We start from the raw sequence: 16,198 nt of genomic DNA, 5'->3' as shown, positions 1-16,198 counted from the left end.
AAATTCGGGGCGGCATGAGTGTCGCCCTTGGTTTATAAGCAGATAAAAACTGTGCCTGTTACGGCAGGCACTGCAATCAAACTAAAGAGATAAAGGTTATCAATGAGCAATATTCATGAGCACAAGATACTGATCCTTGATTTCGGATCCCAGTATACCCAGCTGATTGCCCGTCGTATCCGCGAAATTGGCGTCTACTGTGAACTCTGGGCCTGGGATGTCAGTGAAGAGCAGATCCGCGAATTTGCCCCTCAGGGCATTATTCTGGCCGGTGGTCCCGAGAGTGTCACCGCTGACAACTCTCCCCGAGCCCCTGAGTATGTGTTTAACGCAGGCGTGCCTGTACTGGGTATCTGCTACGGCATGCAGACCATGAGCGAGCAGCTGGGCGGCAAGGTTATTCAGGGCATAGGCGAGGGCGAGTTCGGTTACGCGCAAATCGAACTGCTGGCCGAATCTGCACTGTTCAAAAACATCGAAGATGCCGTTAATGAAGCCGGTCGTCCATTGCTGGATGTATGGATGAGCCACGGTGACAAAGTCTCGGCCATCCCTGAAGGCTTTGTCGCGGTTGCCAAGACCGAAACCTGCCCATTCGCCGCCATGGCCAATGAAGCCAAAGGTTTCTATGGCGTGCAGTTCCACCCTGAAGTGACCCACACCCGTCAGGGCAAGCGCATGCTGGAGCATTTCGCGCTGGAAATCTGTGGCTGTGAAGCCAAGTGGAAACCCGCTTCCATTATCGAAGACGCCGTTGAGCGCCTGAAAAAGCAGATAGGTGACGACGAAGTAATCCTGGCGCTTTCCGGTGGGGTCGACTCTTCTGTTACTGCCATGCTGCTGCACCGCGCCATCGGCGACAGACTCACCTGTGTGTTTGTCGACAACGGCCTGCTGCGTCTGAACGAAGGCGAGCAAGTGATGGAGATGTTCGGCGACCACTTTGGTCTCAATATCATCAAGGTTGAAGCCGAAGACAGATTCCTCAATGCCCTCAAAGGCGAAAACGACCCTGAAGCCAAGCGCAAGATCATCGGCCGGGTATTTGTGGAAATCTTCGACGAAGAAGCCGGTAAGTGCGTTAACGCCAAGTGGCTGGCCCAGGGCACCATCTACCCTGATGTCATCGAATCTGCCGGCAGCGCCACGGGCAAGGCCCATGTGATCAAGTCACACCATAACGTCGGCGGTCTGCCGGAAGATATGGAGCTGGGTCTGGTTGAACCGCTGCGTGAACTGTTCAAAGACGAAGTACGCAAGATTGGCCTGGAGCTGGGTCTGCCTTACGACATGCTCTATCGCCACCCATTCCCAGGCCCAGGCCTGGGCGTACGGGTACTCGGCGAAGTCAAGAAAGAGTACTGCGATCTGCTGCGCCGCGCCGATGCCATCTTCATCGAAGAGCTGCGCAAAGCCGAACTGTACGACCGTGTCAGCCAGGCCTTTACTGTGTTCCTGCCGGTTCGCAGCGTAGGCGTGATGGGCGATGGCCGCAAGTACGACTGGGTTGTGTCTCTGCGCGCCGTGGAAACCATCGACTTTATGACTGCCCATTGGGCTCACCTGCCGTACGACTTCCTCGGCCGGGTGTCCAACCGCATCATCAATGAAATCGACGGTATCTCCCGCGTGGTGTACGACATCTCAGGCAAGCCACCGGCAACGATTGAGTGGGAATAATGCTCCTTTAAGAAAGGTCTGGCATTAACAAGCACTAAATCATACTTAAGTCCGCGTAATTGCGGACTTTTTTTGTTTTTGGCTTAGTCATTTTTGGCAATGTCTGGCAACGCCAAGCACGGTTTGACCGTGGTATTTTGATGGGTATGATTCATCGGTAATGCCATGGATTACGCCCGATACCATGCTGAGTTTTTTTGATGGGGTATGGCATTGAGTTTGTATATCTATCTGTTTTATAAGGATTAATTTCTAGTTTTCCAGGGGGTTTTCAGCATGGTATCAAACAATAATAATAGGTCGAAATATGCTGACTGATACCAAGCTACGCAATCTCAAACCCAAAGATAAACTTTACAAAGTCAATGACCGTGATGGCCTCTATGTTGCTGTGACCACTGCGGGCTCTATTTCTTTTCGCTATAACTACTCGATCAATGGCAGACAAGAAACCATTACCTTTGGTCGCTATGGAGTAGGAGGCATCACGTTAGCAGAAGCGCGTGAGCGTCTCAATGAAGCGAAGCGAATGGTTACTGATGGAAAGTCACCGGCCAAAGAGAAAGCACGTGCGAAGGCGAGAACGAAAGATGCTGAAACCTTTGGTGCCTGGGCTCAGAAATGGTTGCGTGGTTATCAGATGGCCGATTCTACCCGGGATATGCGTCGCTCAGTCTATGCCCGAGAGTTAGAGGGCAAATTTGGCAATCAGAAGCTGACCGAAATCACCCATGAAGATCTGCGAGCACTAACTGACGCTATAGTAGAGCGTGGAGCGCCCGCAACGGCTGTACACACACGTGATATTGTACTCCAGGTGTATCGATGGGCGATTGAGAGAGGGCAGAAAGTCGAGAACCCGGCAGACCTGGTGAGGCCTTCCAGCATTGCCAGATTTGAGCCGAGAGATCGAACCCTGACGCCCGAAGAAATCAGGATCATGTACCAGTACATGGGGCGTATTGGTACATCACCATCGTTCCGGGCAGCGGTAAAGCTACTGTTATTGACGATGGTACGCAAAAGCGAGTCCCAAATTCAGATAATAAGTGCACCACTCATGGTTAAACTGTGAGGAGAGATCAACTGCCTGTTGGTGATACTCTGTAGTCGCCAAACAAACATGAGTAGTTACCATGAATTACAAGCAGTTGATCGAGGGACAACGATACCAGATTAAGGCCTATTTACGCGAGGGTTTCAGTTATCGGGAGATAGGAAAACGTCTAAAAGTAAGCGCGAATTCAACTCCGTAGTGCACCACTCGCAAATTAGGTTACCTTGCGTAATTCATTGAATACCGCAACAGGCGGTATATAGTTCAGCGAACTATGTGGGCGAACACGATTGTAGTGTTCTCGCCACAGCTTGATTTCGTATCTGGCTTCCTCTAGGTTCTGAACCAGTGCTGGTTCAGACATTCATTCCTGAATTTGCCATTCATCAAGCTTACCACAAAGGCATTTTGCGTCGGCTTTCTTGGTTGGATAAAGCCCAGTGTGACGCCCGTTTCCTTACTCCTGAAAAACATTGCCTTGCTGGTAAATTCTCCCCGGTTGTTACAGGTAACCTTGCTTGGCTTGCCGCGCTCTTCCATCAACTGTTCCAAGAATCTTGCAACCTGCCTCATGCTGTTGGTGGCCTTGATGATTTGTTCTTCGGTGTAACGTTTCTTCATGTTGAGATCTCCATTGGCTCCAGTGTATTGGAAATCTGATCAATGTCATGGTCTTAAATTCGGGGGGGAAAGGTCAGGGTGAAAAAATCAAACATGCTGATGTAAGATTTGTTGTGCTACTGTATAATCTTTCCCCATGATTTTATGGATAATTTGATAATTCATTGAGAGTTTTTGCTCTGTTATAAAAGAATTTTGGCATGGGTATATGAACAGTATTTTTGAAAGAGACAATGATAATATCCGAGTACTTTCGCTATTCTCCGGCTGCGGAGGCATGGATTTTGGAATTACCTCAGCCGGTGGAGACATCGTCTTTGCCAACGATGTTGTAGAGAATGCTTGCAAAACATTAAACAACTATTTTCCAGATACTGATATCAGACACAGCGATATCTCTCAAATTCAGTCTTTTCCGAATGTTGATATTGTTGTTGGTGGTTATCCCTGCCAGTCATTTTCAATGGCAGGTAACAGAAAACCAAACAATGACGACAGAACAAACCTTTATAAACACTTTCTACGGGTATTAGAGACCGTTCGGCCTAAGTATTTTGTTGCTGAAAATGTTTCGGGCTTGAAACATTTGGGGGCCGGTAGTTTTCTGGAACAACAGCTCACGGCATACAAAGCTGCCGGATACCAGGTCAGCTATCATATGGTAAACGCAAGGGCTTATGGCGTGCCTCAGTCTCGCAAGCGTTTGTTTATCATTGGTGTCAGAAACGATCTGGGGCAATACTTTGAATTTCCTGCTGAAACACATGGCAAAGCGACAAAAAAGAATCCTCATTTAAAACCCTATATTTCGCATGGTGAGGCTATCAGGGATTTACCTCTATGGCCTGAAGGTGAGTTTTACGAACGACCACACGATCCTGAAGGACATTTCTCATGGTATTTCATGTCCCGAAACCGCAAAGCTCAATGGGATAGCCCTGCTTACACCGTCGTCGCTAACTGGCGTCATGTGACATTACATCCTGCCAGCCCGGTGATGAAGTTAACGTGGTCAAACCTGGAGAATGGTTGGAAGCAGCGCTGGGATTTTTCTGATGAATATGAACATCTAACTGCGGATACTTCTCGTCCCAAACTGGAACAGGCAAGACGGTTATCATGGCGGGAATGTGCACGAATACAAACTTTTCCACAGGGTTTTGAACCAGTAGGAGATGTCGAGTCAAAATTTACCCAAATTGGTAATGCCGTTCCTCCACTACTGGCTGAGGTACTTTTTCGGCATTTGTTTTCTGGTGCAGGTTTGAAAAAGATGACAGCGAACGGTAATTAGGCGGTGAGTATGGATGATTCTTTCCCGGTTACTTTAGAACAATGGAACGCTGAACTAGTAAAGATCGTCTTTCTTGAGTCTTCGTATACGGGCTCAACTTTAAGTCGAATTGATACTACGGGACGCATTTTTGAGCAACTTGCAGGTCCACGAAGCAAAGAGGATGCTAAGCGAAGTTTTCTGGCTTCGTTTGGAAAAGAGGCGTCTAAAATCCAGGCTGCTCTCAGGGATGAGTCACGGTTAGATATTTTAGAGCAACGAAAAGGATACCCTACTTATTTTGCCGTTTTATATTTAACATTACTTGCTGCCAGTGCTGATGATGAGACACATGACGAAGGGAATTTTCGGGTCCGATTTTCTGTACTGCTTGGTTTTGATAAAAAGAAAGAATTTATTTTTACTGAATTACCCAACTTATGGGAGAGATTAGAAAGATGGAGTAGTAGAAAACAAAACTGCACCCGTTTAGTACTCCCAGAACCATCAAAAAATGAAAGATTGATTGGGTATTCCAAAAGAATTGCCTTCCCCTGCTATAAAGATGAGGTTTTCTTACGTGACATACTCGTCAACAATGAATTAGATAGCCACTCAACCTTTGAGTCAGTTAACAAGTTAGTACATCAACATATATCTTGTTTTGGCGAAGTTTTTAACCAGGAATTTATTAAGTTCAGATCATTACTTTCAAAGGCTGCCATGCAGCAGGCCTATGACTCTCCTTTTTGGGGCGCAGTTCGTGATATCACGGTACATACAGAGAGAGAACAGCTCAAAGAAAATGGCAAGTATTGTATTCACCTGGAATTTAACGATTCAGGTAATCCAGAGATTTATCTTCTTATGGATGATGCTGCTGCTACCATCTCAGAAATTCAGCGTTATTACTCATTGCCTAATGAAACAGATAATTATAACAACATATATTACGAGAAAGATATAAGCACCACATTAAACTCCATAGATTTATTATTAAAAAAACAGAATGGTTATCTCTATAAATCACGAGTGGGAGTTGCACTGCGGTCTGGGTGTTTACCGCTTTTTCGTGATAATTTTTTTCATATTAGTTCAGAAGGAGAATATTATGATAATTCTCCACTCTATTTGATACTTCACCATAAATATGCAAACTGTATTTTTACAGCCTTGAAAAAGGCTGGCAAAAGAGCACAACGTCGGAATATTAAATCTACCAAATGGTCGATAGTTTTTTCCGATAAAGTTGACAGTCAAACGCTGGATAAGATAGCCCGTTTATTGCCAGAAGAAGCACGTCGTTTTCTAATACAGGGATGGCGGCCTGCCCAACCTCGTATGTCAGGCGCAGCGCGGTTTGGGCAGGCTATACTGCTTAATCCTGCTAGCTCCCCCATTATTTATATGCCTGAAGTACTAAGAGGATGCTATGTCATTAGTAATAAAGACGGAGAAGAATTAACCCATGGCTCGCTATCTCAGGGGGCTGAAGGATTATTTATTCCACCAGAAGAACTGATGGAAATATCTGGTCAGGCATTTTGTCGCTATGAACTTATGCTGGCGCATTCAGATGCTCCTGTAAACTTTGATGTACACGTATTAGATCATGCGCCTTACGCCACTTATTGTAAAATTACAGAACCACATGATTGGCTGACTGATGGACCATCGGGAGTATTAATGGCATTAGGGGATATAGCAGTGTTCCCCTCACTGAAACGCGAGAAAATAATGCCATTGAGTGTTCCTCAGATGTTATGGCAGTATGAAAATTGCCTTCCTGTAACATGTAAATATACCGGATTACATAATATACCCGCAGCATTTGATTGGATCGCTGAGGCACTGGCCTTGCGTTTTCAACGCCGTAGCACATTGCCTTTTGGTGAATTAAAACAACATATTGAACCCGTATCAAAGGTAACGAGGATACCCGAATGGCAATTGCGTCGCATGCTCTTTGCCGCTGGCTGGCTTTGTGCAGTACAACGACGTCATGCACCATATTCGTTAGTCTCATTAGCTGAAAGAACCATTTCCATTGATGCCACTGATCAGGGAATTGTTGCCCGAATTCTGGGGATGTTTACAAGAAGTGAACGTAACCTTCTACAAAAAGCACTTAATAACGGTGAACGAATAGGGCGTCGGTTAGTTGAGGATAACGGTTGTTCAATGGGGTGTATTGAATTGCATCTATCATCCAGAGAGCGTGTCCATGATTTCATTGAGCCGTTTGGGTTACGTTTGGTTAATCACGACGATTTCCCCGTAAATGCTTTGAGTGGAGTATTGCAACAGCTGTCTCAAATGCAGTTTATTCCGGTTTTATCCCCGGATCTCCATGTGTCGATTTGGCAAGCTGAAAAATACCAATGGTCAGAAGAACAGCTGCTAACTCAAACGACTAATAACTTATTGATACGATGTCAGGAAAAACAGCGTTATCGTTATTTTATTCGGCAGAACGCCGGATACTGGCAAACCGATAGCTTCTCCTGGGCATTAATGGCTCAGGTGATATGTTCAGGAGAAGTGCTTGGTATGCAAAAAAGCGATAGTGACTGGTCCTGGTCAACGAAAATCATTGTGTTACCGCCCGCCGTTTTACAGTGGTGGATCCACGTTGCTCATGGATGCTTGTCGATAACAGAGAATGGTGGCTACTTATTTGCAGGGGGCAAAGTACCACTCTGGAACAATGTAATGGCCTTCCCGTCGTGCCAACGAGCGTTGGCACGACGGAACAGAGCACTCACAACACGCAAGCTGCGCAGAACCTTACAATAATTTTACAGAATCAGGTAGTAAGGAGAACGTTTAAGATGGCTAAAAAGAAAAATATTATCAGCGACCGGCTAGGCCAAATGTACTACTTCGGTACAGAATCTCATGAATTGATCAAATGCTTGCAAGAGTGTAAACAAAGGCTCATCAGAAATGGCGCTAAAGCAGATAATTTACCGAAAGGACCAGAAAAAAGGCTACACTTTCTCCGTACATTACCACCTAAGGCCAAACCTGTTGTGTCTGATTGGTTTCGTGAAAACTTGACGTTTTCTGAACAAAATGACCCACAAACCGTTCTTAGGGATCTGTTAGAAGCAGAAAGCAACACGGAAGGTCCTGAGCTCTGTAAACCGCTATGGCGCACAATTCTTGGATTTTATATTTCTTCTGACTGCCCTGAAATTATAACGAAATTCCTGAACGGCGAACAGATTGAATTATCCCAACATGGTGTTTCTGACTCCCTGACAATAAATGTCACTGATGTAGACATTGAACAATGTACCTTAATTAGTCAGGGTAAAGAAATTCCTATGCCAGGGCGCACTATTCCACTGTTTGTTGGGGGATTGGTTGACGTACTTAGGGGAACGCGTACAGCCGATAATCGATGGCGGAAAAAGCTATCAGAACATTCTTTACCGCTGGCGCGAAAATTGGGTGAACTTATCGATCAGTTTGAAGCCAGTAACGACCTTAAAACAATGGATTGTACCAGTGTAATACAGGCTCCTCCCGTTGTTTCCAACGAAATCGACACTGCGATGGATGAAGTTATGTTCATTGGAAAAGTGTTAGCGTTAACCACGTCCGGCGCTTTTTTTGTTACACCGATTAGTCTTTTAATTAATGGCAACCTACGAGACCTCCCGGAGGAACTGGTAAAAGATCTTTTTCCTCATGGTGGTGAAGCCATTGGTTTTGAGAACCATTTCAGCAAAAAATTTACTCGGGGTGAAATGGCAATATGGAAAGCCCGATATCAGCAGTCTGATAAACCCGCGCAGTATGTCATTACTGACTACCTGTCGCGTGTTTATCCTGTCGTAACACTGCCTCATGCCTCCGATGAACCTGACGCTGTCAGGGCATGGTTACTTAGCTACCAACCACAAAACGATACACCGATCATTTTTCAGCTAAGTGATGGCGTCTCCCTGAGGTTACCGGGTGACTTGCCTGATCCTAAAAAATATGACTTTGATATGCCGCTGGAGAGTTACCGTCAGGTCTCTCAAACACTGCTTGGTTCTCATTCCCTCACGTTGATCACTGAACTCCCTCAGGTGAGTGAAAAATATGATTGCGCTGAGGCTGGCACGTGGATTAAACGCTTGCTTAAACGAACTGATTCAGCAAAAAATTTCCCTCAATTCAGTAAAGGGCAGCTACAAAACTTAACACATTTTATTGCTGAACATGAGTCTGATAATGAGGCATCCTATCTTCGTGCAGTATCTCATCTGGAACAGATAGTAAATACGAGATCCTTTCTTAATGATACGACTCAACAGTTACTGACTTTACCTGAGGTTGAGGCGAAAATTAATTTTGAGAAACAGGAAATACTGGCTCGTTACGAAAACGAACAGCACCAGATTAAACAATCAATAATGGTATTATCTGAAAAGAAAATACAGCTTGAAAATGAAATAGCCGATCAGAAGAAAAAACTTAAAAAGGAAACCGATCGCATTAATAAAGCACTACGCCAGCAAGAAAATGAACTGGAACAACGGATTAAAAAGACCTTCGAAGCCGCATCTCAAGCGGGAGTGGAAACGCTAGCCCAGACAGCGTTACTACGGGCAATAATCAAAAATGAAGCAGCGCAGGAGCAACCTGCCCAACAACGAATAACACCAGAATCTGTGGCCAAATCAGCAAATCCTAATTTTCCATTAGCAGAGACGAATGCTCTGACTCGTAAGCATCAACTATCATCGGCTATCGAAAAACAGGCGCTGGCGACGGGACTAAGTGAATCTTTATTATCCAGCCTGATTGCCGCTGCGAGTATTACACCCGCGGTTGGATTGCTGGGAAAACAGACAAAAAAGACTATCGCCTCATTAGCGAACCTTTTAGCCGGTAATGTTTGGGGGGAAGTGTCTGTACATAGTGATCATTTTAGCTTCAGCGATTTAATGAACTCCCCCACGCTGATCCGCTTATCTGGCAATACTTATACCATGACACTGGGCGATTTTTTGACCAAGCAACAAGAGGCAGGACTGGTGAGCATTGTTGAGTTGCGTGGTTTTAACCGCACTCCGCCAGAAACGCTACTCCCTGAACTCCACGAGTGTTTGTTCAGAACTACCCATCCTGCCGCATGCAGTTGGACTGATCGGTCGCAGGCTCTACGACATTTGCCCATCCGACACCCGATACTTTTTTTACTCACATTCACCACCGGGAAAAGCACGTTTCCATTACAGGCTCCTCTTGCTCACCAGCTCCCCCTGTTTCTGGCAGAGAATATATGGTCGGATGAACGGCCATTTGAGCAAAATACTGACATCACGCCTTCTCGTATTACCCCAGAACTATGGCAGACAATGTGTGTGAACAACCACCATCCGGAGCACCCGGCTTGTGCGCCATGGGAAGCGCTAAAAGCAGCGCTACTCTCTTCACTCTCTGATGAACAAGCACAAGCCGTTGCCCGTCTGGCTTACGGTCTCGGCCGTAATACAGCACAAGATATTGCGACCACGGTTGACGTTCTTGCCCCGGAATTGGGGCCATATGTTCAGGAAATGAAGACCGGTGAATCTGCAAGCGTACTTGAGCACCTTTTCCAGCTCTAAGCAAAGGAATAATAATGAATAACCCACTGGAAACATTTGAATCAATAAGAGATTTTTATATTTCGTACCTTGAAACGGCCTTCCGTATTGATTCATCAGACATACAATCTGAACGGCGAGCGTTACTGGAACAGCAAGGGACATTATGCGCCGCTCTATTTCTTGAGCCCATGCACAGATATCAGCACTATGGCTTAACTATCAGTGAATTACGAAATGATGTTCAGGGGGAAACATGGTTGCCAGGGTTTAATGCGCAACAAAGGGCGGCATTCATCGACCTCTGTTTAGGTGGACTTCTGCCCCGCAATAAAACGGACCCAACTAAGGGGCGGTTTAACCTTTATACTCATCAACTGGACATGCTGAAAAGAGGGATACAGCCAGGGAAGCCAGGCATCGTCACCTCCGGAACCGGATCTGGTAAAACTGAATCATTTTTACTGCCGGTTTTGGCGCAGATCGCAAAAGAAGCCACTGGTTGGCCGCAAAGTCCGGCGCTGAAGCACTGGCAACCGTGGTGGCATAAGGTAGCGGATAAACAGCCCACTTTTATGCGCGACCATGAGGCCGTCGCACGTCCGAAAGCGGTACGCGCGCTGATCCTCTACCCGATGAATGCCCTGGTAGAAGATCAACTGGTTCGTATGCGACGAGCGCTGGATTCCAGCGAAGCTCATGATGTCATGGATACGCATTTCGGCGGCAACCGGATCTTCTTTGGCCGTTATACCAGCGCAACTAAAGTAACTGGCTGGCTCAAACATCCCCGACTCAGTGAAGAAAAAGATGAGAAAAAGCGCGCGGCTAAAAAAATCACTGAGCTACGTGAATATATGCAATTAACAGAAGAGACCCATCATGAGGCGGTACGACAAGCGCAGCAGAGTAAGAATAAAGAATTATCGTTTAATTTCCCCAGAAGCGCAGGCGGAGAGGTTCTCAGCCGCTGGGAAATGCAAAAGACACCGCCCGATATTCTGATCACCAACACCAGCATGCTTTCAACGATGTTGGTTCGTGAAGTGGACGATCCTATTTTTGAACAAACCCGACAGTGGATTGAGCGCGACCCTGATGCTTATTTTTATCTTATCCTTGATGAACTTCATCTACAGCGAGGAACCGCCGGTACCGAAGTCAGCTACTTGCTTAAGCATTTGATCAACCGGCTGGGGCTGGATCAGGAAAAACACCGACACAAATTGCGTATTCTGGCCTCCAGCGCCTCTTTACCTGTTGAAGGGCCTGAAGGTGATCAAAGCGTCGAATATTTATGGGGGATGTTCGGTCAGCGGGGGTTACCTTCAGGTGCCTCTTCCGGCGACTGGAGAGAATGTATTATCAAAGGTGACCCCCTTCCCCCGGGCAATATGTCTCTTTTCCAGGGGGATCTGGAGGCGTTTCATGACGCAGTGAGTCGGTTACAGAAAGCACCACTTACATCATTACAACACTGGCAGGATGTCGCCTGCAGCATGGGAATGGCTGTCAGTGAAACCTCTACAGAGCAACTGGCGCAACGTGTCGTCTTACAGGCAGCCAACCTGCTTGAAAGTGGATGCTATACGGACGATCATTCACCGAGAGCCACATCAATCGAAATGCTCAGTTCACGCCTGTTTAGCGCCCAGCCCCATAGTGAAAAAGCGCTCCGGGCATTAATCTGGTTACGCTCGACTGAGGGAGACTGGCCGCAATGGTTTTCACATGCCTTTCCTGATGATATCGGTGCGCCACGTTTCCGCGCGCATGCTTTTTTGCGTGCCCTTGAAGGGTTATATGCCGCGCCATTACCTGCGCCCTGCGCTGCATCTGCACAAGAAATCAATCACCGCTATTTTGGCGATCTTACCGTAGAGTCCGGCCTACGTTACGGCAAAGATAAAACATCGCGGCGTGTCGAATTACTCTATTGTGAATGTTGCGGTAATCTCTTTCTGGGTGGTAAACCTTCAGTCTTTTCTGGTTCGGAAAGTCGAATTGAACTTTTACCCAACGACCCGGATACGGAACAACTGCCGGAACACGCAAAATCAGTCATGGTAGAACGCCGTTCTGCCGAAGAATACGCGCTATTTATGCCCGTCGTCGAACGTTTCTGGCCGAAAGGCAACGAAACGTTAAATGACGATGATGCTTTCGGTACATGGGGTAAAGCCAGTTACGATCCATTTACCGCCACCATTCAACACCCTATACCGCTCTTAAAATCGCTACCGGAAAACCATATCGCGGGCTGGTTCTATTATGTTAAACCCGGTGAGTTTACCACCCCGGAAAGAGGCCAGTCATCAAGCCAGTCGCCGGGAACGGCGCTCCCCTTTCAGTGTCCGGCATGTGGTACATCCTACAAATACGGCAAAGGTAAGCTCTCTCCAATCCGTAGCTTTCGCGTCGGTTTTTCGAAAACTACACAGCTACTGGCCAGTTCGCTAATGGCAGAACTACAGCAATCAGGTAACCGTGAGCAACTGGTAACGTTTTCAGACAGTCGTCAGGACGCCGCCAGGGCGGCGCTCGATCTGGAATCGGGTCATCATGACGACGTCAGACGAGAAATTGTTGTACGTTCGCTACAGTCCATTGCGGCTGATAAACCATCCCATAACCAACTAAAAATACGCCAGGTAGAGATAGAGAACCGGAACAAAGTACTGATTAACCTCAACGTAAGGTCGGATGAAGAAGAGGATGAGTTGGATCGACTTGCTGATGAACGAAAGAAAATCAGAAGGTTATTATCAAAACCTGAAGCGGACAGCATACCTCTCCGTGAAATACTCGAACCTGAATCACCGGATGCCGGCCAACCGCTTGGTCTGCTGTTAAGCGCGCAGGTAGATGCGGGCATTCACCCTTCCGATCGTACTGGTATCGCGCCGGTTCCCGCTCCTGAAAAACATGAAGAAGGCACGCTGACCTTTGCATGGCAACAGCTCTTTGAAAAGAACGCGCAAGGGGCGTGGTGCTGGAAGGCGCTTCCATCCTATGAAGACAATCTGCTGGTGGCACGACAGGAGATTTCACGCGATCTGAAACGGCTGGTGGGAGAAAGCGTATTTAGTAAAACCTACTTCGCGCTGGAAGAGTCCGGTTGGGGTTATTCCTGCCTCCCAATTACCGGAAACGACTCACGGGAACAGCTCGCGATTTATGACGCAATGTTTCGTGTGTTGGCGGACGCATACCGGGTTACCCCTTCACAATACACAACAAAGGAAACACCCTGGAGTGAAGCGCGCGAAATCAATCACAGAAACCGCCTGTACCGCTTTACGCAAGCAATATGCCAGCGCTCGGGAGGCGAGCCTTTATCTTTAATGGATAGTTTTCTCCGGCGAATGGATCTGGCGGGCCATCAGGGCGGCATTATTGATATTGGTAAAATGCACTTTCGGCTGGCAGAGCCTACCGATCGCGTCTGGCGATGCTCTCGTTGTGGGCGTATACATATGCACACCGGCGCGGGAATCTGTACTCGCTGCTACTCTCCTTTACCAGAAACGCCATGCAGCGAGGCAAAAACGCTCCAGATGCAACACTATCTCGGCAAACGCCTCTCACATTCTTCTGGTATTCACCGGATGCGCTCCGAGGAACTGACAGGAATGACCGAAAACCCGGCGGCAAGGCTGCGCCGGTTTAAAGGTATTCTGATTGCCGACGACGATGATATTTTACCGGAAGGAATGAAAGATTTTCCCCCCGATCGAGACCTTGACCGGGCCGCTCGCGTAGTCGATGTGCTTTCCGTAACCACTACCATGGAAGTAGGTGTGGATATCGGTGATTTACGCGCAGTCTTTCAGGCCAACATGCCACCACAGCGCTTTAATTATCAACAGCGTGTCGGACGTGCCGGACGACGTGGGCAGGCGTTTTCATTCGTGTTAACCGCATGTCGCAGCAAGAGTCACGATCTGTTTTACTTCCGCCATCCGGAAAAAATTACCGGCGATCTCCCTCCGCCACCGTTTCTGACCACAAAGCTGGAAATGATCTGCCAGAGACTGGTACGAAAAATCTGGCTGGTGTCGGCATTCAAATGGTTAAGGCTGCAAACGGAAAAAGCAGCGCAGCCATGGCCGGTTGACGACTACGCGTACGCCCCTGATAACCATGGTGAGTTTTTCCCGGTGCACTGGCTGAAAGAAAACCAAACGGACTGGCTGCCAAAAATCCGACAGGCCATCGAAGCAACCATCCCGGCGCGCGATGAATTTGCCCGGACTTGCACGCAGCAAGACCACCATTTGTTCCAGAGAATTATTCAGCCTTTGACGCCGGAGCAACTGATTCAGGATATTAACGCCGCACTGAATGACAGTGCGATGGAGGCGAAAGGGCTAGCAGAAGCGCTGGCGGAACACGGAAAATTCCCAATGTATGGCATGCCGACTCGATCACGCCTTTTGCTGACAAGGCCTGTCAGCACAGGCGAAAAAGAAATCGAATTTGCCAGTATGGATCGCGATCTGGATATTGCGATACAGGAATTTGCCCCCGGAAAAATTCTGGTTCAGGACAAGCGACGCTACTTTACGGCAGGTTATAGTGGAATGCTTAAACAGAGCAGAAAAAGTCCACGCTCATTTTATTCAAATGCCTGCGAACCGGGTGAACTCAGAACAATGACCGCCTGTCCGGTGTGCAACATCTGGGCTCCTGCAAACGCGCAAGCTACTGAATGTACTATCTGCGGTGCCGTTATGGATGAAGCGGAACGCTATCAATGCTATGTTCCTTATGGGTTTATAACCACGCTGGAGCCCAAATCGGCCAAAGAGGATTTTGATCAGATTTTGACTACGGCCAGCCGTGTATCAATTGCAGAAGCCTACACTTTTTCTGCAATGCCAGAGCCTGACGTTAATGTGGCGATACAGCTTCAGCCGCAGGCATGTCTTCACCGCCTAAATCGGGGAATTTACACCGATAAAACATGGCGTGGTTTCAGCGCAATACAGGGGAGCCTATCGGTCCCGTTCAGAAAACAAGGGACTTACCAACCGCTTTGGGCGAATCAAGTTTGGATGGATAGTCAAATTATTGAGGCCGACCTGCTAGTTAAAAACCGCTTTACCGATCGGGGAGAAACCCGAAACACATTTTATCTTGCCGCGCCTAAAGTGACTGATCTACTTGCGCTGATGGTTGCCCAAACCCCGCCTGGCCTCCGACTACAATATTCCACTCTAACTCCGGCATTCAGAGCTGCTGCGCTCTCTGCGTCTTTTATCATTGTTAACTACGCATCAAAAGAGCTACTGGATATTGATCCTGAAGAAATCGAAATTCTAGAACCCCGCGTTCAAATGCTGAAAAACGGTAGGTCGGTACCGGTTCTGCAAATGGCCGATCGTCTGGTTAATGGTTCAGGGTTATGTGAACGGCTACAGCAGAAGGGTGAATCAGGTTCTCTCATTATCCTTGAGGTCATGAAGAATATTTTAAATAACAAAACGGCCTACCCACTGGCTGAGTTCCTGCAACCCGATCATCGCGAACGATGCTTTCAGGGGTGTTATCACTGCCTGCACCGATACGGAAACCAGCCGTATCACGGATTGCTGGACTGGCGTCTGGGACTGGATGTTATTCAACTTCTTCTAGATCAAACCTATAACGCCGGGCTGAACGGTGATTTTACATCTTCGGGCGTGTCTGACTGGCCGGAAAATGCCCTACGATTAGCCAAAGAGGCCGCTTCGCTATACAGCGACAGTGACGTAAAAGTGAGGGGGAATATACCAGTGATCCGCACCGGGACAGGGCGCTGGGCTGCCGTACTACATCCATTCTGGGATCCCGATGCTGCATTTGCAGCAAACCCCGAACTTGAGGCATTTTCATACGAGGTGGACGTAGACGCGACGAATACTTTTGCATTGTCCCGCCGCATGGGGACAGAAATGGCGAAATTACGAACTCTGGCGTCCTCATCTCAGGAGTGAT

6 protein-coding genes and 2 pseudogenes are annotated in these 16,198 nt (G+C 47.5%); 7 read left to right on the top strand and 1 reads right to left on the bottom strand.

Annotated features, from left to right (window positions below):
• Window positions 1-102 precede the first annotated feature (102 nt).
• From guaA to CX651_RS11770, 3 genes and pseudogenes are all read left to right on the top strand, one after another.
• Entirely contained in the window at window positions 103-1,680 is a 1,578-nt protein-coding gene (guaA, locus tag CX651_RS11780; protein ID WP_028779200.1) for a glutamine-hydrolyzing GMP synthase, read from the top strand.
• Window positions 1,681-1,987: 307 nt separating this feature from the next.
• Window positions 1,988-2,755 carry a tyrosine-type recombinase/integrase gene (locus CX651_RS11775; RefSeq protein WP_425272433.1) on the top strand — a complete coding sequence of 256 codons (768 nt, stop codon included), beginning with the start codon at window positions 1,988-1,990 and terminating at the stop codon, window positions 2,753-2,755.
• A 61-nt stretch (window positions 2,756-2,816) separates the two neighbouring features.
• A pseudogene (locus tag CX651_RS11770) lies at window positions 2,817-2,918 on the top strand (helix-turn-helix domain-containing protein); the annotation flags it as partial.
• A 33-nt stretch (window positions 2,919-2,951) separates the two neighbouring features.
• Here the strand turns inward: CX651_RS11770 and CX651_RS20125 are convergent.
• Window positions 2,952-3,364, bottom strand: a pseudogene (locus CX651_RS20125) (integrase core domain-containing protein); the annotation flags it as partial.
• A 202-nt stretch (window positions 3,365-3,566) separates the two neighbouring features.
• Between CX651_RS20125 and CX651_RS11755 the strand changes: the two are divergent.
• The 4 genes from CX651_RS11755 to CX651_RS11740 are packed head-to-tail and all read left to right on the top strand — an operon-like array spanning window position 3,567 to window position 16,197.
• A complete protein-coding gene (locus CX651_RS11755; RefSeq protein WP_071475487.1) occupies window positions 3,567-4,652 on the top strand; it encodes a DNA cytosine methyltransferase in 1,086 nt (361 codons plus the stop codon).
• Window positions 4,653-4,661: 9 nt separating this feature from the next.
• Entirely contained in the window at window positions 4,662-7,427 is a 2,766-nt protein-coding gene (locus tag CX651_RS11750; protein ID WP_101056201.1) for a hypothetical protein, read from the top strand.
• A gap of 35 nt (window positions 7,428-7,462) precedes the next feature.
• Window positions 7,463-10,240: a kinetochore protein gene (locus CX651_RS11745; protein WP_101056200.1), complete on the top strand. Its 2,778-nt coding sequence runs from the start codon at window positions 7,463-7,465 to the stop codon at window positions 10,238-10,240.
• Window positions 10,241-10,254: 14 nt separating this feature from the next.
• Window positions 10,255-16,197: a DEAD/DEAH box helicase gene (locus CX651_RS11740; RefSeq protein ID WP_101056199.1), complete on the top strand. Its 5,943-nt coding sequence runs from the start codon at window positions 10,255-10,257 to the stop codon at window positions 16,195-16,197.
• Window position 16,198 lies beyond the last annotated feature (1 nt).

Origin of the sequence: Shewanella chilikensis, from assembly GCF_002836945.1 — a bacterium.
Lineage (GTDB): Bacteria > Pseudomonadota > Gammaproteobacteria > Enterobacterales > Shewanellaceae > Shewanella > Shewanella chilikensis.
Note: the sequence above shows the minus strand (reverse complement) of the source record. Positions and strands in the feature narration are given on the sequence as shown.